The organism is Streptomyces gamaensis, from assembly GCF_042656465.1.
GTDB lineage: Bacteria > Actinomycetota > Actinomycetes > Streptomycetales > Streptomycetaceae > Streptomyces > Streptomyces gamaensis.
Genome location: NZ_JBHSPB010000003.1, coordinates 57,200 through 78,454 on the forward strand (window position 1 = coordinate 57,200; position 21,255 = coordinate 78,454).

General features: G+C 72.6%; 18 protein-coding genes. 1 reads left to right on the forward strand and 17 read right to left on the reverse strand.

What is annotated here, in order from left to right:
• Positions 1-119: 119 nt before the first annotated feature.
• The 4 genes from ACFP1Z_RS05155 to ACFP1Z_RS05170 all read right to left on the reverse strand — a co-directional run bounded on the left by ACFP1Z_RS05155 (position 120) and on the right by ACFP1Z_RS05170 (position 6,392).
• Positions 120-2,855: an N-6 DNA methylase gene (locus tag ACFP1Z_RS05155; RefSeq protein WP_390314677.1), complete on the reverse strand. Its 2,736-nt coding sequence runs from the start codon at positions 2,853-2,855 to the stop codon at positions 120-122.
• A 131-nt stretch (positions 2,856-2,986) separates the two neighbouring features.
• Positions 2,987-3,721, reverse strand: a complete 735-nt coding sequence (locus tag ACFP1Z_RS05160) for an RloB family protein (RefSeq protein WP_390314678.1) — start codon at positions 3,719-3,721, stop codon at positions 2,987-2,989.
• Entirely contained in the window at positions 3,721-4,992 is a 1,272-nt protein-coding gene (locus ACFP1Z_RS05165) for an AAA family ATPase (protein ID WP_390314679.1), read from the reverse strand. The genes ACFP1Z_RS05160 and ACFP1Z_RS05165 overlap by 1 nt, the downstream gene beginning before the upstream one ends.
• A 116-nt stretch (positions 4,993-5,108) precedes the next feature.
• A complete protein-coding gene (locus ACFP1Z_RS05170; RefSeq protein ID WP_390314680.1) occupies positions 5,109-6,392 on the reverse strand; it encodes an adenylosuccinate synthase in 1,284 nt (427 codons plus the stop codon).
• Positions 6,393-6,681: 289 nt separating this feature from the next.
• Here ACFP1Z_RS05170 and ACFP1Z_RS05175 point away from each other — a divergent pair, with 289 nt between their 5' ends.
• Complete coding sequence (locus ACFP1Z_RS05175; protein ID WP_390314681.1) at positions 6,682-7,662, forward strand: hypothetical protein; 981 nt, start codon at positions 6,682-6,684, stop codon at positions 7,660-7,662.
• A 380-nt stretch (positions 7,663-8,042) separates the two neighbouring features.
• Here ACFP1Z_RS05175 and ACFP1Z_RS05180 read toward each other — a convergent pair whose 3' ends face one another.
• The 13 genes from ACFP1Z_RS05180 to ACFP1Z_RS05240 all read right to left on the reverse strand — a co-directional run bounded on the left by ACFP1Z_RS05180 (position 8,043) and on the right by ACFP1Z_RS05240 (position 21,221).
• Positions 8,043-8,702 carry a response regulator gene (locus ACFP1Z_RS05180; protein ID WP_390314682.1) on the reverse strand — a complete coding sequence of 220 codons (660 nt, stop codon included), beginning with the start codon at positions 8,700-8,702 and terminating at the stop codon, positions 8,043-8,045.
• On the reverse strand, positions 8,699-10,024 hold the full coding sequence (locus tag ACFP1Z_RS05185) for a histidine kinase (protein ID WP_390314683.1): 1,326 nt from the start codon (positions 10,022-10,024) through the stop codon (positions 8,699-8,701). Before ACFP1Z_RS05185 ends, ACFP1Z_RS05180 begins: the two co-directional genes overlap by 4 nt.
• Before the next feature lie 73 nt (positions 10,025-10,097).
• Positions 10,098-11,042, reverse strand: coding sequence for an alpha/beta fold hydrolase (locus ACFP1Z_RS05190; protein ID WP_417801277.1), 945 nt, complete (start codon positions 11,040-11,042; stop codon positions 10,098-10,100).
• 415 nt (positions 11,043-11,457) lie between these two features.
• Complete coding sequence (gene kynU, locus ACFP1Z_RS05195) at positions 11,458-12,672, reverse strand: kynureninase (protein ID WP_390314684.1); 1,215 nt, start codon at positions 12,670-12,672, stop codon at positions 11,458-11,460.
• Positions 12,673-12,705: 33 nt separating this feature from the next.
• A complete protein-coding gene (locus ACFP1Z_RS05200) occupies positions 12,706-13,542 on the reverse strand; it encodes a tryptophan 2,3-dioxygenase family protein (RefSeq protein ID WP_390314685.1) in 837 nt (278 codons plus the stop codon).
• Positions 13,543-13,754: 212 nt separating this feature from the next.
• Positions 13,755-14,168: a DUF3151 domain-containing protein gene (locus ACFP1Z_RS05205; protein WP_390314686.1), complete on the reverse strand. Its 414-nt coding sequence runs from the start codon at positions 14,166-14,168 to the stop codon at positions 13,755-13,757.
• Positions 14,169-14,227: 59 nt separating this feature from the next.
• Positions 14,228-15,730, reverse strand: coding sequence for an MFS transporter (locus ACFP1Z_RS05210; protein WP_390314687.1), 1,503 nt, complete (start codon positions 15,728-15,730; stop codon positions 14,228-14,230).
• Positions 15,731-15,921: 191 nt separating this feature from the next.
• Positions 15,922-16,944: a class II fructose-bisphosphate aldolase gene (fbaA, locus tag ACFP1Z_RS05215; protein WP_390314688.1), complete on the reverse strand. Its 1,023-nt coding sequence runs from the start codon at positions 16,942-16,944 to the stop codon at positions 15,922-15,924.
• Positions 16,945-17,139: 195 nt separating this feature from the next.
• Positions 17,140-17,679: an orotate phosphoribosyltransferase gene (pyrE, locus tag ACFP1Z_RS05220; RefSeq protein WP_390314689.1), complete on the reverse strand. Its 540-nt coding sequence runs from the start codon at positions 17,677-17,679 to the stop codon at positions 17,140-17,142.
• Positions 17,680-17,689: 10 nt separating this feature from the next.
• Positions 17,690-18,562, reverse strand: a complete 873-nt coding sequence (locus tag ACFP1Z_RS05225; protein ID WP_390314690.1) for an aldose epimerase family protein — start codon at positions 18,560-18,562, stop codon at positions 17,690-17,692.
• A gap of 256 nt (positions 18,563-18,818) precedes the next feature.
• Positions 18,819-19,712: an SRPBCC domain-containing protein gene (locus tag ACFP1Z_RS05230; RefSeq protein WP_390314691.1), complete on the reverse strand. Its 894-nt coding sequence runs from the start codon at positions 19,710-19,712 to the stop codon at positions 18,819-18,821.
• A gap of 166 nt (positions 19,713-19,878) precedes the next feature.
• Positions 19,879-20,529, reverse strand: coding sequence for an NAD(P)-dependent oxidoreductase (locus tag ACFP1Z_RS05235; protein ID WP_390314692.1), 651 nt, complete (start codon positions 20,527-20,529; stop codon positions 19,879-19,881).
• A gap of 59 nt (positions 20,530-20,588) precedes the next feature.
• Positions 20,589-21,221, reverse strand: a complete 633-nt coding sequence (locus ACFP1Z_RS05240; RefSeq protein WP_390314693.1) for a DsbA family protein — start codon at positions 21,219-21,221, stop codon at positions 20,589-20,591.
• Positions 21,222-21,255 lie beyond the last annotated feature (34 nt).

Here is a 21,255-nt window from a genome sequence, read left to right on the forward strand (position 1 = left end):
CCGCGCTGACGCGGATAACCCCCCATTCAGTGGGCCCCGGCGGACGCTGCTCACAGGCGGGGCTCCACCCAGCATCGATCCGACGCAGGCAGTCACCAAGTCGGACCGTTTGGCGAACGTCACCCCACATAGCCCAACCTTTCCAGGAACCCATTCAGCCGCTCCGCGGCCTCCACCCGCCGCGTCTCAATATCCCGCAACGACACCGCGTACTTCTCCTCGCACACCCGGTACATGTCGATCAACTCGCGCCTGCGGCGCACGACATGACCGTCCAGCTTCGTCACGAAGTCGTCGTGCAGAATCTCCAGCACCACGTCCCGCCGACGCGCCGCGTCCAACGCACCGCGCGCCCGGTGCAGACGAGGCTCAACCGCCTCCTCGTCCCCGCCCGCATCCGCATCCGCCCCGGACACATCCAGCGCCATCTGCCCCGAATCCGCAGCAGCAGAAACCGCAGCCCCCCGCTTCGGCTTCGCCGACCGCCGCGACGACCCACCGTCCAGCGGCCAAAAGTCGTCCTCCAGCTCCTTCACGGCCTTCCCGGCCGCCGTCCGCTCCCGCTTGAGCTTCTTCAGGTCCGCCTCGCTGAGCAGCGCCTCCGCGATCTCCGGCGGCAGCGCGCCCCGGGCGGCCTCGGAGCCGTCGACGCCCTCCGCGTCCCCGGTACCGTCCCCGTCCCCCTCCTCGGAGACACCCGCCTCCAGCGCCGCCCGCGCGGCCTCCGCCTCCTCGGCCGCCTTCACCTTCGCGTCCAGCTCCGCCTTCCGGCGATCCGCGTCCGCGAGCTCCTTCAGGAAGTCGGGGGCGATCTTCGCGACCACCTTGTGGTCGTACGCCTGGCGCCGTTCCGCCGCCGACCGCTTGCGCGCGCCGCCGGTCCACGGGTTCGGCTCGGGCTCCAGCAGGGTCTCGACCGTCTCGACCCAGCCCTCGACGACGCCCTCGAAGCCGTTGGCCAGCAGTGTCTTGAGGTCGTTCTTCGCGTCCTGCCACCAGCCGGCGACCGCGCCCGCCAGCGCGTGCTCGTCGAGCAACCCGACACCCAGCAGGCTCGCCCGGAACGAGGTGATCAAGTCGGCCCGCAGCCGCGCGAGCTGGCCGCGCTGCTCGGACTCCGTACGATCGTCGCCGTCGTACGGCGCGAGCTTCGCGATCTGCTCGGTCTCCGCCTTCCACCACTTCTCGAAGGCGGCCCAGAGCACCCGCTCACGCGCTTCGGCCAGCAGCGTCAGCCTTTCCGCGTCGGGGCGCTCGCCCTCCGGCAGGAAGTCGACGTACGCCGGATCACCGTCCCGTTCGGCGAACAGGTCCGCGATCCGTACCCCGTACGCGTCGAGCAGCTCCTTCTTCGCCTCGATCTCCGCCTTCGGCACACCGCCCACCAGATGCGCCCGTACGTCCTGCGGCTCCGGCGGCGGCGTATTGTCCACGTACCGGCGGATGTTGAGGTTGTAGCCGTTCTTCGCGATGTCTTTCTTGCTCACCAACCGGGAGAAGCGCTCCACTTCCTCCTTCCCCACGGCATGGAAAGTGGAGACGATCTTCTCCACGTGCTCCGGCAGCAGCACGTTCTGTGCCCGCTCCGCGTGGAATTCCCGATCAGCGTTGATGAACAACACGTGGTCCTGCCGAGCCTGCACCTTCCGGCCCGGCGAACGCAGCACCAGCACACACGCCGGAATACCCGTCCCGTAGAAGAGGTTGGGCGCGAGACCGATGACGGCCTCCAGCAGATTGTCCTCGACGAGCTTCGCCCGGATCTTCTCCTCCGCGCCGCCCCGGAACAGCACACCGTGCGGCATGACCGTGAAGACGGAACCGCCGCTCCCACGCACCATGTACAGCATGTGCTGGAGGAACATCAGGTCGGCCTTGCCGCGCTCGGAGGTCCGGCCGTACGGCATGCGCTCCTCGATGAGCGCGACCTCGGACTCCTTGTAGTCCATGGAGAACGGCGGATTGCTCAGCACGATGTCATAGGACTTGTCCACATGCTGTGGACTGGTGAGCGTGTCACCCGTCTTGAGGCTGAAGTGCCGGGCCCCGTGGAAGAGCATGTTCATGGTGGCCATGACCCAGGAACCGCTGTTGGCATCCTGCCCGGCCAGGTTCAGGTCGGCGGAGTCCCCGCCGTGCTCCTCGACGTACTCCTTGGCGTGGATGAGCATGCCGCCCGAGCCGACACACGGGTCGTAGACCCGGTCCCCGGCCTTCGGCCGCGCGAGCTCGACCATCATCCGCACGACTTCGCGAGGGGTGTAGAACTCGCCGCCCTTGCTGCCGGCCGTGTCCGCGAAGTCCTTGAGGAGGTACTCGTAGGCGGCGCCGATCACATCGGGGAACTCGAAGTCCTCCCCGCGCAGCCGCAGACTGCCGAAGTGCTCGATGAGCGCCGCGAGCCGCTTGTCGGCGAGCTTGGCGGCGGAGGCCCCGCTGCCGCCGCCCCCGCCGATACGGTTGAAGTTGACGTGGGAGAACAGTCCTTGCAGCTGGCTATTGCCGCGCTGGCCCGCCAGGGCATCGAGGGCGGGCTCCAGATACTTGGTGGCGACATCGTCGACGGCCCCGGCCAGTCGGCCCCAGCGGGACTCCTTCGGGACGTACATGACCCTGCGGATCGTGTAGTTCGCCGGAAAATCGGCCTCCTCCTTGGCCTCCTCCCGCGATCTTCCTTCCGCGAGCGCTTCCTTGATGATCGCTTCCCGAGCAGCCTCGAACTCGTCGTTGACGCGCTTGAGGAAGAGCAGGACCAGGATGAAGTCGCGGTACTCGGCGGCATCCATCGTGCCGCGCAGAATGTCGGCCGCCGCGAAGAGGTGGCGCTCCAACTGGGCGAGTGTGAGCTTGGCCACGAACGGCTCCTTGCTTCCTTGATTCCTGAGGTCCTGCGTTGCCGGTCCGGGGCTGAGACCCCGGACCCGGCGGGAAGGCCGGCCACGTCCGGCGGCGGGCACCGCCGACCCACGGCGGGCACCTGCGCAGCTTAGTAGCCGCGCAGCAGCAGACCTTTCTCCACGAACTCCCACACGTCGGTGTACGGGTCCCATCCGTTCGGATGCGACCCGTGACCATGCTCAGAGTTGATCTTCTTCGCGTGCGCCTTGGCAGCCGCGTACCGGCCATTACCCAAGACCTGATCGGGCTTGACCTGCTTCGAGAGGGGTTCAGAGACCCTCTTCACGCCCTTCCCGTACGTCTTCACGAACTCGGGCAACTGCCGCAGACGGTCATTCGCGCTCCCGCACGCACCGCCGAACGTACTCGTGTAGTTCTGGTAGTGCAGAAGCCGCCACAGCTCGAAGCACGGGTGGGAATAGGCGATCCCCACCCCGGCCCGCTGGGCCATGGTCCGGGCTTCGAGGATGCCGGGGTGGTCGTCCCGGTCGAAGAGGACCCACACCTGCGGCCAGTTCCAGTCCTTCTCCTTGTCCAGGCCGTCGGCGGCGGCTCTGCGCTCGACCTCGCGCAGGAGATCGACGGCCTCTTTGACCATGCGCAGCGGCTTGCGGTACTTGCTCTCGGAGGTGTCGTTCTCGATGCGGTGCTCGACCCGCCGGTCCGCACGCTCCGGCTCCCCGTGCCTGAGAATGTGCTCGATGTACTCGACCTCGGTCACTTCGCCCTCGGTGAAGATGTGCACCTTGCGCGGAAGCCGCCTGCGGTCCCTCTTCGGGCCCTTCTGCCGGCCCTGCTTGTCCCTCCCCTTGTCCCTCGCCATCAGCCCTCTTCCGTCTCCGTCCCCGCCTCCGCGGCCGTGTCCACCGCCAGCAGCCGCCGCACGACCTGCCCCTCCGAAACCCTGGGAACGCCCCCGTAGCTGCCCTCCAGGTAGGACGTCATCAGGTCCGCCTCCTCCGTCGGCTCCCAGTCGGAGATCGGGAACAGCTCGGTGGCACCCCGCTCGTCCTTCTCCGTGAGCCACAGCTGCCCCGGCTGCAGCAGCCGTCGGCCGCTGGGGTTGCGGAACAGCGAGGGGTCGTGCGCGGTGAACACCAGCTGCGCCCCCTTGGGATTGGCCCACGGCGTCTGGAAGAGCCGGACGACCTCGGCCGCGAACCGCGAGTGCAGGCTGGCGTCCAGCTCGTCGACGAGAAGGACCGCGCCGGTGTCGAGGGCGAGCAGCAGCGGGCCGATCAGCGCGAACCACGAGCGCGTACCGAAGGACTCCGCCTGCCAGTCCAGCGGCACGGCCTCCGCACCGCCGCCCGAGTGCCGCAGGCGCACCACGGGCGCTCTGCCCGGCTCGCGCACCACCTCCGCCCCGGCGATCCCCAGATCGGCGACGCGCAGCAGCTCCTCGATACGGCGCCGCGTCGTCGCGCTCTCCAGCAGCCGTTGCGCGGTGTACGCCTCGCGCTGCGGCCGCTCCGCCTCGGGGGTGATGTCCCAGAGGTTGCTTCTGAACCAGTCGTAGACGGGAGTGAGTTGGGGATGCGCGTCGTCGGCGGCACGGGTGAGCAGCAGGGAGTCGGGGCGGGTGATACGGGCCAGCAGGGCCCGGTCCTGCAGACGTCCGCCGGGGAACTCGTAGACCTGCTCACGCGACGCGTCCCGGTCGAACCAGACCTGGCGACGCCCCTTCGGATAGGCGAAGAGCCACTCCGACTCCACGCGCCGCGCACCGAGTTCGAAGCCGTACGTCCAGCGAACCCCGTCCGCCAGGACGATGTCCGCCTCGTAGAAGGTGTTCTCCTCCGCCGCCCGGGGGTCGAGCGCGAACTCGTCGCGCGGAATACCGTCGTACGAGGTCCACGCCGCATACGAGTTGAGGACGGCGTCACGCATCCGCTTCAGCGCGGTGATGACGTTGGACTTGCCCGACGCGTTGGCACCGAAGATCCCCAGCACCGGGTAGAGGGACAGCTCCTTGCCGTCGGACAGCGTCAGACCGCGCGATCCCCTGCCCTCGTCACCCTCGGGCACGACGAACGAGAGTTCCTGCTCGTCACGCAGGGACCGTACGTTGGCCACCCGGAATCTCAGCAGCATCCCGTCTCCTTCACGGCGCACAGCGTAGCCACACTGACCGGCGCCCACCCGCCCTGGCGGTACGGCAGTGGCCGGCGAGCACACTGCCCGCCGGCCACCGGCCACCACGTCTCAGGTCACAGGAACGAGTTGATCTCGATCGTCTCGTCCCGGCCCGGGCCCACGCCGATCGCGGAGATCGGGGCGCCCGACATCTCCTCCAGCGCCTTCACATAGGCCTGCGCGTTCTTCGGCAGGTCGGCGAAGGTCTTGGCCTTGGAGATGTCCTCGGACCAGCCCGGCAGCATCTCGTAGACCGGCTTCGCGTGGTGGAAGTCGGTCTGGCTGTAGGGGAGTTCCTCCACCCGCTTGCCGTCGATCTCGTAGGCGACGCAGACGGGAATCTGCTCCCAGCCGGTGAGCACGTCGAGCTTGGTGAGGAAGAAGTCGGTCAGGCCGTTGACGCGCGTGGCGTAGCGGGCGATGACCGCGTCGAACCAGCCGCAGCGGCGGTCACGGCCGGTGGTGACACCGCGCTCGCCGCCGATGGTGCGCAGCTTCTCGCCGTCCTCGTCGAACAGCTCGGTCGGGAACGGGCCGGCGCCCACGCGCGTGGTGTACGCCTTGAGGATGCCGATCACGCGGTTGATCTTCGTGGGGCCCACGCCCGCGCCGGTGCAGGCGCCGCCGGACGTCGGGTTGGAGGAGGTCACGAAAGGGTACGTGCCGTGGTCGACGTCGAGCAGCGTGCCCTGGCCGCCCTCGAAGAGGACGACCTTGCCCTCGTCGATGGCGTTGTTGAGGATCAGCGTCGTGTCGGCCACGAACGGCTTGATCTGCTCGGCGTAGCCCAGCAGTTCCTCGACGATCTGCGCGGGGACGATGGCCCGGCGGTTGTACAGCTTCGCCAGGATCTGGTTCTTGAAGTCGAGGGCGGCTTCGACCTTCTGGGTCAGGATCGACTCGTCGTAGAGGTCCTGAACCCGGATGCCCACCCGGTTGATCTTGTCGGCGTAGGTCGGGCCGATGCCCCGGCCCGTGGTGCCGATCTTGCGCTTGCCGAGGAAGCGCTCGCCGACCTTGTCCAGCGTCGTGTGGTACGGCGTGATCAGGTGCGCGTTACCGCTGACGAGGAGCTTGGAGGTGTCGACGCCGCGCTCGTTCAGTCCGCTCAGCTCGGAGAGCAGGACCGCCGGGTCGACGACGACACCGTTGCCGATGACCGGGGTGCACCCCGGCGAGAGGATCCCGGAAGGGAGAAGGTGCAGCGCGTACTTCTGGTCGCCCACGACGACCGTGTGGCCGGCGTTGTTGCCACCTTGGTAGCGCACTACATAGTCGACGGACCCACCGAGCAGGTCGGTGGCCTTTCCCTTGCCCTCGTCACCCCACTGAGCACCGAGCAGCACAAGTGCGGGCACAGGCGTACACCCCTTCCGGGCGGGGCATGTCCAACGTGCGCAGGTGGTGCCGGACCCATGGGACGGGGTCCGTGCGTTCCGCCTGGCCGTCGAACCGGTGCCCCGGATAGACGAAGCCCCCGGCGCAACAACGACAGGGGCTCTTGCACCGAGAGATTACCGAATATTTCTCTCGGGCGACGAACAGGAACACCAGCGCCCCGGGTCGCGGCCGGGGGTCCGGCCCGCGGCGCCGCCGCGCCGGAGCCCGGTCCCCCCGGGGCAGGACAGCACCTGAGGAAGGACCGAAGTGCCGGCTCCAGACTCCACCGGACAGCCGCTGCTCGTGGTCGTCGGCCGGTCCGCCCGGCGCGTGGACGGCGAGTCCGTACGGATCGCCAGGGACGTGCTGTGCGCGGGCGCCCCGGCGAAGCTCACATTCCCGGACGGGCCGGAGGAGGTGGAGCGCGCCCTGGCCCGGCGCGGCCGGCGGCGGCCGGTGCTCGTCGGCGACGACCGGATGCTGCTGCAGGCCGTACGGGTGCTCGGCCGGCGCCATGAGCTGGCCGGGGTGCCGCTGGCGATCGTCCCGGTCGGCACCCCCGAGTCGCTGGTGCTGGCCGGTGCGCTGGGCCTGCCGCTGGACGCGGTACGGGCCGCGCGGGCCGTTCTCGACGGCGCCGAGCGGGCGCAGGACGCGCTCGTCGACGACAGCGGGGCGGTGGTGCTGGGCGGCGTGTCGATCCCGGGCGGTGCCGTCCCCCGGGAGCCGGACGGCACGGGCCTGCCGGGCGTGCCCGGCCCGGCGGCGGGCGAGGACGCGCCACGGGGCGGTGCCGGGCTGCTCGCGCCCGAGGAGCCCGTGCCCGGGGAGCTCGCGCCCGGGGAGGCGGAGGAGTTGCGTGACGGCGCGCACCAGCCGTGGTGGTCGCCCGCCGCGCGTACGGCCCGTACGGCCCTGGCCACCCTGCTCGCCGGGCCGGCCGCCCGGCAGCAGTTGCCGGCCTGCACCCGGCTGCGGGTGGAGGCCGACAGCGTGCTGCTCACGGATCTGGACCGGTCGGTCGACCGGGTCACGGTGTGTCTGACGGACGGCCTGGCGGAGGTCGCGGTGCGGCCGCGCGCCGCGCACGACGGGGCACCGGAGCCGCTGCGGGCCCGCGCCCGGACGGTCATGGTCACCGGCCCGGACTTCCGCTACCGCGCCGACGGCCTCCTCGCGGGCCCGGTACGCAGGCGCACCTGGACCGTGCGGGAGGGGGCGTGGCGGCTGGTGGTGCCGCGCTACTGAGTGCCCCGCTGAAAGCGCTGGACGTCCGGTACGTCGGCTGCGGGCGCGTCTGGGCCCCTCCGGGGGATGGCCGCGCCCGCGCGGCGGAGCCGCACCATGCAGCCGACCCGCGCCCCTCCAGGGCACTGCCCGAAGCGCACCGGGCACCCGGAAGGGGAGACGGTGCCGGACCGGCTCCGGGCCGCGCGGCTGCTGCCCGCTGCCCCGGGGCGCCGAGCGGGCACGGCCCCGCCCTCGACCGCCCGCAGTGCCACGGCGCGCCTGCCCCGGCCCGCCACTCTGCCGACCGGGCGCACCGCCGACGCCGGGTCGACAGCGCCTCGCGGGCCACCGGCCGACAGCGGGGCGCCCGGCCCGCACCCCGCCCCGGAGGCGAGCCCTCAGCCGCCCGGGGTGACCAGCCCCGTCTCGTAGGCGAAGACCGCCGCCTGCGTGCGGTCCCGCAGGCCCAGCTTCACCAGGATGCGGCTGACGTGCGTCTTGATCGTGGACTCGGCGACGACGAGATGCTCCGCGATCTCCGTGTTGGAGCGGCCCTGCGCGATGAGGACCAGGACTTCCGTCTCCCGCTCCGTGAGGTCCTTCACCCGCTCCAGGTTGGGGACCTTCGGGGTGCCCAGGCGGGAGAACTCCTGGATGAGCCGCTTGGTGACGGTCGGCGCGAGCAGCGCCTCGCCGTCGGCCACGACCCGCACCCCGTCGGCGAGCTGCCGCGCGGAGGCGTCCTTGAGGAGGAAGCCGCTGGCTCCGGCCCGCAGCGCCTGGTACACGTACTCGTCGAGGTCGAAGGTCGTCAGCACCAGGACCTTGGCGTCGCCGTCGGCCGCGATGATCTCCTTGGTCGCCTCCAGGCCGTTGAGCACGGGCATCCGGATGTCCATGAGCACGACGTCCGGGCGCAGCTCCGCGACCTTCTCGACGGCCTGCCGGCCGTCCACCGCCTCCCCGATCACCTCGATGTCGGGCTGGGCGCCCAGCAGGACGGAGAAACCCTCGCGGACCATCATCTGGTCGTCGACGATCAGCACCTTGATGGTCACGCGGCCGCCTCCTCGGGGGTCACGGGCAGGAACGCGGACACCTCGTAGCCGCCCTCCTCCGTGCCCTGCGCCGTCATCTCGCCGCCCAGCATGCCCACCCGCTCCCGCATGCCGAGCACGCCGTGGCCCGCGCCGGGCGAGGGCTTGGCGAGACGGTCCGCCGGGCCGTTGACGATGCGCAGGCCGAGACCGACGGGGACATAGGCGATCTCCACCCTGGCAGTGGCGCCCGGGGCGTGCCGCAGCACATTGCTCAGCGCCTCCTGCACGATGCGGTACGCCGACAGCTCCACGCCCTGCGGCAGCGGGCGGACCGCGCCCGTCGTGACCTGCTCGACGGACAGCCCGGCGGCGCGCACATTGTCCAGCAGCGCGCCGAGCGCGTCGAGCGTCGGCTGCGGGGCCTCCGGGTCGGCGAAGGCCTCCGGGTTCTCCGAGCGGACCACGCCGAGGACCCGGCGCAGCTCGGTCAGCGCGGTGACCGCGTTCTCCCGGATGGTCTGGAAGGCGGCGGTCAGCTCCGGCGGCGGATCCTGCACCCGGTACGGCGCGGCCTCCGCCTGGATCGCGACGACCGACATGTGGTGCGCGACCACGTCGTGCAGCTCGCGGGCGATCGTCGTGCGCTCCTCCAGCACGGTGCGCCGGGAGCGCTCGACCTCGGTGACGGCCGCCTGCGCGGCCACCTGCTGCTTGGACTCGCGCAGACCGCGCGCCGCCAGCACCCCGAAGATCACGACCCCGGTGAAGAACATCATCTGGAGGATTTCGGAGCCGTAGCCGTAGCTGTAGGGCCGCAGGATGCTCACGCCGAAGCCCAGGGCGACAGCCGTCGCGATCGTCAGCAGCCACATTTCGGCGGCGATGCGCGGCCGGGTGCGCAGCGCGACGACGAATATCACCGTGAACTGGGCGACGAATCCGGCGGGATGCCAGGGCCAGGTCGGGGAATGGCCCACCCCCACGGAACTGACCAGCATCATGCCGAGCGTCAGCCACCAGGCGCCGACCGGGCGGAACAGCGTCATCAGGATCGCCGCTCCCGAGAGCAGGGCCATGCCCAGATTCCACACGTGGCCCTCGGCGGCCGTGCCGAACATGACCAGGCAGGCGAATGCCACCAGCACGGCGTGCGGCAGCCAGCGCGTATAGCGGGCGGCCCGGCGCGGCAGCGCCCGGACCAGCCGGTGGTCGGCGGGCAGGGGCGGCAGCGGCCGGAGGGCGAAGGCGTCGGTGAACAGGTCCTCGCGGATCCTGCGCACGACGCCCATCACGATGCGGGCCTCGCTGCGCAGCGACGGGTGGTCATGGCTCTGGGTCACGCGTCAACCGTAGGCAAACCGCTCGGTAACGTCGTCCCCAAGGAAGGGGATCTGTGGGCATCCGTCTCAAGGACTACAGGCCCGTAAGGAGCCGTTCGCAAGCCGGAGTTCCCGGGGTGACGGGGGCGTAGTGGCCGACTCCGTCCAGGGTGTGGAGCGTCACGTCGCCGCCCGCGGCGCGCTGTGCGGAAACGTACCGGAGCGAGAGTTCCGGGGGCACGTCCGGGTCCGCGGTCCCGTGCAGCAGCACGACGGGGACGGGCGGGGGCGGCAGCCGGACGGGGTCGGCTTCGCGGAGACGGTCCGCGGGGCGGGGGGCTTCCCCGGGGCGCTCCCCCGTGCGCTCCCCCGTGCCGGGGCCGAAGAAGTCCTCGACGGCTCCGCCGCCGGTCCGCAGGTCCCGCGCCCGTAGCAGATCGGCGACGGGGGCCACGGCGACGACACGGCTCACGGGTGGCGGCGCGCACGCGCCGGTGTCCCCGGGCCCGGCGTGCGGGCCCGCGCTCCCGGCCGCGTCCGCGCGGAGCGGCCCGTACGGGGGCACGGGCCCGCCGGCGCACACCGTGCCGACCCATAACGCGAGCTGCCCGCCCGCGGAGTGGCCGACAAGGACGTGCCGTCGGGCGCCGCCGGGCCCGTACGGGGCCGCGCAGCGCGTCGCCCGCAGGACGTCCTCCGCCGCGGCCTCCCAGGCGCCCGGCCCCCGCCGGTACTCCACCAGGGCCGTCTCGGCCCCGCGCGCGGCCAGGGCCGCCGCCAGCGGGGCGAGGTGGCGGCGGTCGTACGCCGCGCGCCAGAAGCCGCCGTGCAGCAGGGTCACCCGCAGCCCGGAGGGCCGGCGCGGCAGGTAGAAGTCGACGACCTGGTCCGGGTGGGGGCCGTACGCGACGGTGGCGTCCGCCGGCACGTGTCCGAGCCCGAACAGCGCGGCCTCCTCGGCGACGGCACCGGAACCGCCGACCGGCGGCCCCGGCTCCGCCCCGCCGACCGGGACGGCAGGGCCCTGGCCGGCCGTCACCGGACGGCCCTCACCCGGGGCAGCGAGGCCAGCGTCCCGCACGCCACCGCCCGTCCCGGCCGGAGGGTCAGCCTCCGGTACGCCACCACCGACCCCCGAGGCGGGCCCCCGCCCCCATCGCGTCCACCCACGGGCCCAGCACCCCCACCTGCCCCAGCCGCAAAACCCGACCCCGGCACGCCGCCAGCAAACCCCAAGGCGGATCCCCGCCCCCTCGCATCCTCCACCGACTCAGCACCCCCACCCGGGCCAGCCGGAAAACCCGACCCCGGCACGCCCCCCACCAAACCCCAGGCGGATCCCCGCCCCCTCGCATCCTCCACCGACTCAGCACCCCCACCTGCCCCAGCCGCAAAACCCGACCCCAGCACGCCCCCACCAAACCCCACAGCAGCCCCACCCCCCTCTTGCCCCCTCACCGCCCCAGCACCCCCGCCAACGCCCGCGCCGCTCTCTCCGCGTCCGTGAAGCTCGTGTACAGCGGGGCGAAGCCGAAGCGCAGTACGTCCGGGGGGCGGAAGTCGCCCACGATGTCTCGGGCCGCCAGTTCCTTCATCACCGCGGCGGCGGCCTCGCAGCGCAGTGATACCTGGCTGCCGCGCTCGCCGTGCGGGACGGGGGTCAGGCACGTGACGCGGCCCCGGGGTACGTACTCCTCGACGCAGTGCAGGAAGAAGTCGGTCAGGGCGAGGCTCTTGGCGCGGACGGCCGCGAGGTCGACCCCGTCCCACACTTCCAGTGCCGCCTCCAGCGCGAGCAGCGAGAGGATCTCCGGCGTGCCCACCCGGCCGCGTGCCGCGCCGTCGGCGGGGACGTGGACGGGGGCCATGCCGAAGGGGTCCGCGTGCGAGTTCCAGCCGGGCAGCGGGGAGTCGAAGCGCGGCTGGAGCCCGGGGCGCAGGTAGAGGAAGGCGGGGGCCCCGGGGCCGCCGTTGAGGTACTTGTAGGTGCAGCCGACCGCGAAGTCGGCGTCGTGCGCGTCGAGTCCGACGGGCAGCGCGCCCGCGCTGTGGCACACGTCCCACACCACGCGCGCCCCGGCCGCGTGCGCGGCGGCGGTCACGGCGGGCAGGTCGTGCAGCCGGCCGGTGCGGTAGTCGACGTGGTTGACGAGCACCACGGCCGTACGGTCCCCGACCGCGCCCGCGAGCTCCGGCGCGGGTACGGACCGCAGCAGGCGGCCCGTCATCCGCGCGGCGGACGCGGTGATGTAACCGTCCGTCGGGAACGTTCCGGCGTCGACGAGGATCTCGTCACGCCCCTCCCCCGCGAGCCTCGCCGCCGCCACAACCGCCTTGAACACATTGACACTTGTCGAGTCGCCGACCACGATCCGGCCCGGCCCGGCGCCCACGAGCCGCCCGATCCGGTCGCCGACCCGCTCCGGCGCGCCCCACCAGCCGGCCTCCCGCCAGCCCCGGATGCGCAGCAGCCCCCACTCGCGCTCGACGACGGCGGCCAGGCGGGGGGCGACCGTACGGGGCAGGGCGCCGAGCGAGTTGCCGTCCAGGTAGACCGTCCCGTCCGGTTCGTCCGGGGTGTCCAGGACGAACTCGGCGCGTTTGGCGCGCAGTTCGTCGGCCGCGTCGAGGGCGGCCGCCCTGCCGGCCTGCTCCCTCACGACCCTCATCGCGCGGTCCCGCGACCCGTGCCCACCCGGTCCTCACACATGGCTGCGGGCCGTCCACAGCTCGGGGAAGACGCTCTTCGCGGCGCGTTTCTCCAGCCACGCCACGCCCGAGGAGCCGCCCGTGCCGCGTTTGGCGCCCATGGCCCGGCGGGTGGCCACGAGGTGGTCGTTGCGCCAGCGCCACACGAGTTCGGCGATCTCCGTGAGGACCTCGCCCAGCCGGCACGCGTCGCTGCCCTGGTCGCCCGCGTAGACGCGCTGCCAGACGGCCTCGACGCCGGGGTCGGGGGTGTAGAGCCCGCTGACGTCGCGGTGCAGCACCGCCTCGGGTATCGCGTGGCCCTGCCGGGCGAGATACCGCAACACCTCGTCGTACAGGCCGGGTTCGCGCAGCGCCTGCTCCAGTTCGGCGTGCACCTGCGGGGCGCCCCGGTGCGGGACGAGCATGGCGGCGGACTTGTCGCCCAGCAGGAACTCCATCCGGCGGTGCATCGCGGACTGGAACCCGGACGCCTCGCCCAGCGCCGAACGGTAGGAGTTGAACTGCGCCGGCGTCAGGTGCGCGAGCGGCTTCCACGACGCGTTGAGCGACTCCAGCTCGCGCACGGAACGCCCCAGCGCGGCCATCGCGACCGGCAGGTCGTCCTTGCGCAGCGCCTCGCAGGCGGTGCGCCACTCGTGCACGAGCACGGTGAACCACAGCTCCATCACCTGCGTGGTGACGAGGAAGACCATCTCGCCGGGGTCGTCGGAGAGCGGCTCCTGGAGTCCGCTGAGTACGGAGGCCCGTACGTAGTCCTCGTACGGGGTCGTGCCGGTGAAGGTGAGTTCGGGTTCCTGGCCGGGGGTACCGGTCGGTGCGGCGGCCATCACGTCTGCCTCCCACGCCGTCTCGAACGGGGTCAACGGGGCACGCCGCGATCATCCGTGGCGGGGCGCCGCCGGGGCAAGGGTCCGGCACGCACGGATGCGCGAATATGCCGATGCGCCAGGTCCCCGGAACGTCCGGGGCACCTGACGCATCGTGCGGCGGGCGGCTACTCCCTTACGGCAGCCGGGAGTTCACGACTCCGGCGGGCGGCTCAGCGCAGGGTCTCGGCCGCCGTCGGGGAGCTGTCGCGCAGGAACGCCGAGCAGCGCTCGTACTCCTCCTGCTCGCCGATCGACTGCGCGGCGCGCGCGAGGGCGTGCAGCGCGCGCAGGAAGCCACGGTTCGGCTCGTGCTCGAAGGGCACCGGGCCGTGGCCCTTCCAGCCGTTGCGGCGCAGGGCGTCGAGCCCGCGGTGGTAGCCGGTGCGGGCGTAGGCGTACGACTCCACGACGCGGCCGGCCTCGAACGCCTCGTCGGCGAGCTGGGCCCACGCGAGCGAGGACGCCGGGTACTTCGCGGCGACCTCCGCGGGCGCCGCGCCGGACGCGAGCAGCTCGCGCGGCTCGGGATCATCGGGCAGACGGGTCGGGGGCGGTCCCCCGAGCAGGTTCTCGTGAATGGCCATGAGCTCCAGTCTGCCTGCTCGCCCCGCGGACCGGACCGGGGCGGGCGGGTCCGTTGCCGTCAGCCGCCCCGCGACCCCGGATCGCCGGGGTCCAGGGGCGGCGCGGCCACCCCGCACGAGTACGTGACCTCCGGCTTGCACACGCGTCGGCGGCGGCCGGGCGCCCGGATCGTCAGCCAGCTCACCAGGGCCGCCACCACCAGGGCGCCCGCGCACATCGGCATGGCCCGGCGGAACATCCCGTCGAAGGCGGCCGGATCGCGGTAGCCCTGCGGGCCCAGACCCGCCAGCAGCGGCAGCGCGGCCACCGCGACGAGCCCCGCCGCGCGCGCCACCGCGTAGCTCACCCCGCTGGCCAGACCCGCGCGCGCCACGTCGACCGAGGCCAGGACCGTCGCGGTGAGCGGGGCGACCACCAGCACCATGCCCAGGCCCAGCACGGCCAGTCCCGGCAGCACGTCCCGCCAGTACACCGCGCCCGGACCGGCCCGCAGCGTCATCAGCATCCCCACCGCGCACACCAGCGGCCCCGCCGTCAGCGGCAGCCTCGGCCCGACGGCCTCCCCGAGCCGCCCGGCGCGGGCCGACAGCAGCAGCATCAGCACGGTCGTGGGCAGCAGCGCGGTACCGGCGGCCAGCGCGGACCAGCCGACGACGATCTGGAACTGCAGCACCGACAGGAAGAAGAAACCGCCGAACGCCCAGTAGACGAAGACCGTGACCGCGTTGACGGCGGAGAACATCCGCACCGAGAAGATCTCCAGCGGCAGCATCGGCGCGCTCCGGCGGTGCTCGACGAGCAGGAAGGCCACCGCCAGCAGCACGCCCAGCGCCCCGGAGACGACCACTCGCGGCAGGGTGCCGTGCTCGGGGGCGGTGATCAGCGCGTAGGTCACACAGCCCAGCGCGAGCGCGCCGAGCGCGGCACCGAGCACGTCGAAGCGGCCGTGCGCCGCCGGATCGCGCGTCTCGGGCACGAACCGCAGCGCGACCAGCACGGACACCGCCGCCACCGGCAGATTGATCAGGAACACCCAGCGCCAGCCCGCCCCGTCCACCAGCCAGCCGCCCACGAACGGCCCGACCGCCGCCGCCACCCCGCCCAGCCCCGACCAGGCGCCGACCGCCGCCGCCCGGTCCTCCTGCCGGAAGACCGCCTGGATCAGGGCCAGCGAGCCCGGCGTGAGCAGCGCCCCGCCGATGCCCTGCAGCGCGCGGGCCGCGATCAGCGCCCCCGCGTCCGGCGCCAGCCCGCACAGCAGCGAGGCGACGGCGAACCACACCGTGCCCACGACGAACACCCGCCGCCGCCCGAAGCGGTCCCCCAGCGCCCCGCCGAGCAGCATCAGCCCGGCGAAGGTGAGCATGTAGGCGTTGACGGTCCACTGCAGCACGGCCAGATCGGCGTTGAGGTCGGCGCCGATGCGGGGCAGCGCGACATTGACGACCGTGCTGTCCAGCAGGGTCATGCCCGAGCCGAGGACCGCCGTCGACAGCACGGCGCGCCCGGTGAGCGTGCCCAGGCGCACGGCGGGAGCGGGCTCCGGCGACGCGTGGCTCATGTCCGGATCATCCCCCGGCCGCCCGGGTCCGGCCACGCGAACGGCGGGCGGACGCGCGGCAGGGCCCGTACGCGCTCGGCGTACGGGCCCTGCCGCGGGCGACAGCCCTGCCTACTGCTTCAAGCGTGGGCCTGCCTCAGCCCTGCTTGCCTCAGTCCGGCTCACTTCAACCTTGTTTGCTCCAGCCCTGCTTACTTCAGCCGGGTGCCGGTGGAGCGCAGGTCGGCGCAGGCCTTGGTGACGCGCTCGGCCATGCCTGCCTCGGCCAGCTTGCCCCAGGTGCGCGGGTCGTAGGTCTTCTTGTTGCCGACCTCGCCGTCGACCTTCAGCACACCGTCGTAGTTCTGGAACATGTGAGCCGCGACGGGGCGGGTGAAGGCGTACTGGGTGTCGGTGTCGAGGTTCATCTTGACGACGCCGTTCTCCAGCGCGGTGCGGATCTCCTGCTCGGTGGAGCCGGAGCCGCCGTGGAAGACGAAGTCGAAGGGGTTGGCCTTGCCGTACTTGGCGGCGACGCCCTCCTGGAGGTCCTTCAGCAGCTCGGGACGGAGCACGACGTTGCCCGGCTTGTAGACGCCGTGCACATTGCCGAAGGAGGCGGCCAGCAGGTAGCGGCCCTTCTCGCCCAGGCCCAGGGCCTCGGCGGTGCGCAGCGCGTCGTCGACGGTGGTGTACAGCTCGTCGTTGATCTCGTGGCTGACGCCGTCCTCCTCACCGCCGGTCGGGGTGATCTCCACCTCCAGGATGATCCTGGCGGCGGCGGCCTTGGCCAGCAGCTCCTGGCCGATGGCCAGGTTGTCGGCCAGGGTCTCGGCGGAGCCGTCCCACATGTGGGACTGGAAGAGCGGGTTCTGGCCCTTGGCGACGCGCTCGGCGGAGAGCTCCAGCAGCGGGCGGACGTAGCCGTCGAGCTTGTCCTTCGGGCAGTGGTCGGTGTGCAGCGCGATGTTCACCGGGTACTTCTTGGCGACCACGTGCGCGAACTCGGCGAGGGCGACCGCGCCGGAGACCATGTCCTTGCTGTACTGACCGCCCAGGAACTCCGCGCCACCGGTGGAGATCTGGATGATGCCGTCGCTCTCCGCCTCGGCGAAACCGCGCAGCGCGGCGTGCAGAGTCTGCGTCGAGGTCACGTTGATGGCCGGGTAGGCGAACTTGCCTGCCTTCGCCCGGTCGAGCATCTCGTTGTAGACCTCGGGGGTTGCGATGGGCATCTGTCCGCTCCTTGTGATGTGCGGGTGGGCGTCGTTGCGGGGGCCCTGACCTAGGGGGCGACGTTCATCGTCGCCCCCATCTTCCCAGACTCCCCGAATTGCTCCACATGGTGCATCCTGCGAGAACGCGAAGCGGGTGCGGAGTTTCACGTGAAACCCCGCACCCGCCGCGCCGACTCGAATAAAAACCGCAGGTCAGGCGAGGTCCAGATCGCCCAGCGAGTAGCCCGTCACATAGCGCAGCCCGGCCTCCTCGATGGCCTGGGCCGCCCCCCGGTCGACGATCGTGGCGACCGCGACGACCTCGGCACCCGCCTCACGGGCCGCCTCGACGGCGGTCAGCGGGGAACCGCCGGTGGTGGAGGTGTCCTCCACCACCAGCACACGGCGGCCCTTGATGTCCGGGCCCTCGATACGGCGCTGCATACCGTGGGTCTTCTGCGCCTTGCGGACGACGAAGGCGTCGAGCCCGCGGCCGCGCGCGTGGGCGGCGTGCAGCATCGAGGTGGCGACCGGGTCCGCGCCGAGGGTGAGACCGCCCACCGCGTCGTAGTCCAGGTCCGCGGTGGCGTCCAGCATCACCTGGCCGACCAGGGGCGCCGCCTCGGCGTCCAGGGTGATCCGGCGCAGGTCGATGTAGTAGTCGGCCTCCTTGCCGGAGGAGAGGGTCACCTTGCCGTGGACCACGGCCTTGTCCTTGATCTGCTGCAGCAGGGCGTCACGCGCTTCGCTCATGCCCCTGAGCCTAAGCGCTCGTCCTGCCGGCCCGGGCCAGGGAGCGCCAGGTCCACGTCGTGGAGATCTCCAGCGGATCGATGGGGGTGACCAGACGCGGCAGGGTGTTGAGCCCGTTCGGCGGGCCGGACTGCGGCTCGACGCAGACGGCCTCGGCCTGCTCGTCGTAGATCACGACCCACTCGGCACGGCTGGCCACCTTCAGCTCCAGCCGGCCGGGCCAGGTCAGGGTGACGTCGACGCCCTCGGGCATGCCGAAGCAGTCGTCCCAGGGGCCGGGCAGCGGCTGGATACGGCGGCCGGTGGGCAGATGGTCCTCGCCGCGCTCCTCCTGCCAGGCGGCGTCGAAGGACAGCCGCACCGCTTCCCCGGACTCTCCGGACGCCCCGGACTCTCCGGGATCGAGGCTGCGCAGGAACCAGGGGTGCCAGCCGGCCTGGGCCGGGAAGGAGTCCTCGGCCGCCTCGACCCCGAGGGTCAGCGTGAGGGAGTCGGGGGCGAGTTCTACCAGCTGGGTGACGCGGCCCGGGTACGGCCAGGGGTCCCCGAGGTCGTAGGTGAACGCGGCGGAGCTGTCGTCGGCGCGCACGGTTGTCCAGACGGTGTCCCGGCCGGTCCCGTGGATCGCGTGCGGGGGGTGGTTGACGGGCATCTGGTGCAGCTCGCCGCCGTTGCGGAACTGTCCGAGCGCGATCCGGCCGCACCACGGCACCATGGGGAACGCCCCGTACTTCGCGCCCTGCCGCAGGAGTTCGCTGCCGCCGATGCGCAGACTCGTCAGCCGGCAGCCGAGGCCCGGATCGACCGTCACCTCGGCGTCGCCCGCCTTCAGGGTCACACCGGCGGGGCTCGTCTCGTCGTGCTTGCTCACGTCGTTGCTCACGGTGCGACAGTAGCGGGGCGGCCAGGGCCACGCCGGGGTGACCGCGCGCGGGAGCGGGCGGGGCGGTCACGGAAGCACGAGCGGAACGTACGGCGGCCCCGTCGGCGGCACCTGGCCCGGACACGCGGCCCGCAGCGGGCCCGCACCCGTCGCGGCAGCGGACGGTACGGCCCGTACGCACGCGAGCGGCCCCGAAGCAGGAGCACGGGCGCGCGGCCCCCGCCCCCTTCGCGGCAGCGGGACCGCGGCGGGAAGGTCAGCGGCGGCGGCGCAGGACCCGGCCTACGACGACGGCGGAGGCCAGGGCCACGGCGGCGGCGGGTGCGGCCCAGCGCAGGGCCGTCGCGGTGGCGGAACCCGACTCGGGGGCGGGGACGGGCGCGTAGCGGCCGCGCGGCGGGGCGTGGTCGACCTCCTCCGCGCTGCGGCCGATCATCGTGCGGCGGGCGTGCGCGGCCTCGGCCGGGGGCTCGCCGTCGGCGCCGCCTCGCAGCTCGTCGGCCAACTCCTCGTCGAGCCCGTCGAGTTCGTCGAGTTCGTCGTCCAGGGTTTCGTCGTCCAGGGCGTCGTCGACAGCGTCGCCGTCGAGAGCGTCGTCCGGGGCCGTGCCGGCGGCACCGTCGCGCGGGGACGCGGCCGCGGCGGCACCGGTGGCGAAGACGCTGCCGCCCTCCAGCCGGGGCCCGCCGCCGGCGTCCTCCTCGGCGTCCTCGCGCAACTCCTCCACCAGCGCGGCGGTGAAACGCTCCAGCAGACGGCGGCCCGTGGCCTCCGTGGTCTTCTCGTCGAACTCGGCCAGCCGGCCCGCGCTGCCGACGCTCGCCGTGCAGTCCAGCCGGGAACCGCCCGGCGCCCCGGCGAGCCGCGCCCGCAGCGCGAGCGTCACGGTGCCCGTACCGCGCACCTCGGCACCCTCGCCGGACAGCTCGTACGCGCCCTCGCGCTCGGTCAGCCGCAGCGAGCCCCGGTAGGTGATGGTGGAACCGCCTATGCGCAGCCGCAGCCGGCCGGCCACCGTCGTGCTGTCGCCGGCCGCGTCCTTCCCGGCGTCCTGCTGCAGTCCGGGCACGCAGCGGGCCACGCGGGCGGGGTCGGCGAGGACCCGGCGCACGGCGTCGACGGGAAACGGAACGAACACCTCATGCTCCATGGCAAGTGAGCCTACCCACCGGGCCCTTCGCCAGTACCGCTCCGGGAGGAAGTTTTCGCAGTCCACAGCGGCAGTACACAGCCGCAGTACACGGCCTCGGTCCACGGGCGCGCCGCCCCGCCCGGCGTCCGGGCGGGGCGGCCGCGCGCGGTGCCCGCGGTGGCGGTCAGTAGCCGATGGTGAAGCGCTCGCCGACGTGCTGCGGCTTCTCGATCTCGTCGACGAGGGCGACCGCGTAGTCCTCGGCGGTGATCCGGCTGTTGCCGTCCGCGTCGACGACGAGGTCGTCCAGCGCGGTGCGGTACGCGCCGGTGCGCTCGCCCGGCTCGATCAGGGCGGCGGGGCTGAGGTTGGTCCAGCGCACGTCGGAGACGGTGCGGTAGAAGTCCAGGGCGTCGCCGTGCGCGTGCATGATCTGGAGCAGGAACTCCGGGAGGCCCTCGGCGTCCCACACCTGGGTGCCGTCGGCCTTGCGCAGCGAACCGGCGCCGCCGACCGCGATGACGCGCGGGGCGTCGCCGCCGAGCGTGCGCACCCCGGCGACCAGGGACTCGGCGGCGGGCTTGATGGTGGCGATGTGGCCGGGGCCGTCGCCGCCGCCGACGGCGCTGACGACGACGTCCTGGCCCTTGGCGACGGCCGCGACCGACGCGGGGTCGAGGACGTCACCGGTGACGACGGTCAGGTTCGGGTGGGTCTCTGTGAGCTTCTTGGGGTCGCGGACGACGGCCGTGACCTGGTGGCCGCGGTCGAGGGCCTCGCGCAGGACGCGGCTGCCGATGGTGCCGGTGGCTCCGAAGAGGGCGATCTTCGCCATGGGGGTTCTCCTCAGTCATGGGGGGGGAGGCGGACGATGCAGAAAGCAGGGGGTGGGGGTCAGCGCTGCTCGTACTGGTCGAGCGCGCGGGTCAGGGCGTGCGCCTTGGTCATGGGCCCGCCCAGCCGCTGCACGCCGCCCGGCGTGTGCAGCAGCAGTGTGGGGAAGGTGTCGACCCCGAGGCTGCGCACCTGGCGGAAGTCCCGCTCGGCCTCGCGGCGCGTCGCGGGGTCCGTGAAGGCGGCGACCGCGGCGTCGGCGTCCACGCCGTCGAGGTCCTCGGCGACCGCGCGCAGGGTGGCCGGGTCGGCGAGGCCGCGTCCGTCGCGGTACCAGGCCCGCTGCAGGGCGGCCGCGAACTCCAGTGTCCTGCCGGGGGCCTGCTTCCGCAGCGCGGCCAGGGCCGTCGCGGCGGCGGCCGAGTCGAGGACGGCGGTGCCCTCGGCGACGGCCCGGGTGTAGCCCTCGCCGAAGACCGCGCCGGTCAGTTCGCCGATGCGCACGTCGGAGGCGGGGATGTAGGGGTACGCGGACACCGGCTTCGCGCGGTTCCCGGTGAACAGGCCGCCGCTGAGCACGGTCAGCTCGATCCGGTGGGCGTTCGCTGTCGCGAACTCGCGCACGGTCGGGCCGAAGCCGTAGCACCAGCCGCAGTAGGCGTCGAACGCGTAGGTGAGCTTGTGCCGTGCCATGGTCCTTTCCTGTCCTTCCCTTGCTGTCTCCTGT

What these genes read in the sequence shown, in the direction of transcription:
- ACFP1Z_RS05160 (WP_390314678.1), bottom strand. Translation starts at nt 3,721, where the DNA reads ATGGCGAGGGACAAGGGGAGGGACAAGCAGGGCCGGCAGAAGGGCCCG.
- ACFP1Z_RS05205 (WP_390314686.1), bottom strand. Translation starts at nt 14,168, where the DNA reads ATGGCCATTCACGAGAACCTGCTCGGGGGACCGCCCCCGACCCGTCTG.
- kynU (WP_390314684.1), bottom strand. Translation starts at nt 12,672, where the DNA reads ATGAGGGTCGTGAGGGAGCAGGCCGGCAGGGCGGCCGCCCTCGACGCG.
- fbaA (WP_390314688.1), bottom strand. Translation starts at nt 16,944, where the DNA reads ATGCCCATCGCAACCCCCGAGGTCTACAACGAGATGCTCGACCGGGCG.
- ACFP1Z_RS05200 (WP_390314685.1), bottom strand. Translation starts at nt 13,542, where the DNA reads ATGGCCGCCGCACCGACCGGTACCCCCGGCCAGGAACCCGAACTCACC.
- ACFP1Z_RS05235 (WP_390314692.1), bottom strand. Translation starts at nt 20,529, where the DNA reads ATGGCGAAGATCGCCCTCTTCGGAGCCACCGGCACCATCGGCAGCCGC.
- ACFP1Z_RS05165 (WP_390314679.1), bottom strand. Translation starts at nt 4,992, where the DNA reads ATGCTGCTGAGATTCCGGGTGGCCAACGTACGGTCCCTGCGTGACGAG.
- ACFP1Z_RS05230 (WP_390314691.1), bottom strand. Translation starts at nt 19,712, where the DNA reads ATGGAGCATGAGGTGTTCGTTCCGTTTCCCGTCGACGCCGTGCGCCGG.
- ACFP1Z_RS05210 (WP_390314687.1), bottom strand. Translation starts at nt 15,730, where the DNA reads ATGAGCCACGCGTCGCCGGAGCCCGCTCCCGCCGTGCGCCTGGGCACG.
- ACFP1Z_RS05240 (WP_390314693.1), bottom strand. Translation starts at nt 21,221, where the DNA reads ATGGCACGGCACAAGCTCACCTACGCGTTCGACGCCTACTGCGGCTGG.
- pyrE (WP_390314689.1), bottom strand. Translation starts at nt 17,679, where the DNA reads ATGAGCGAAGCGCGTGACGCCCTGCTGCAGCAGATCAAGGACAAGGCC.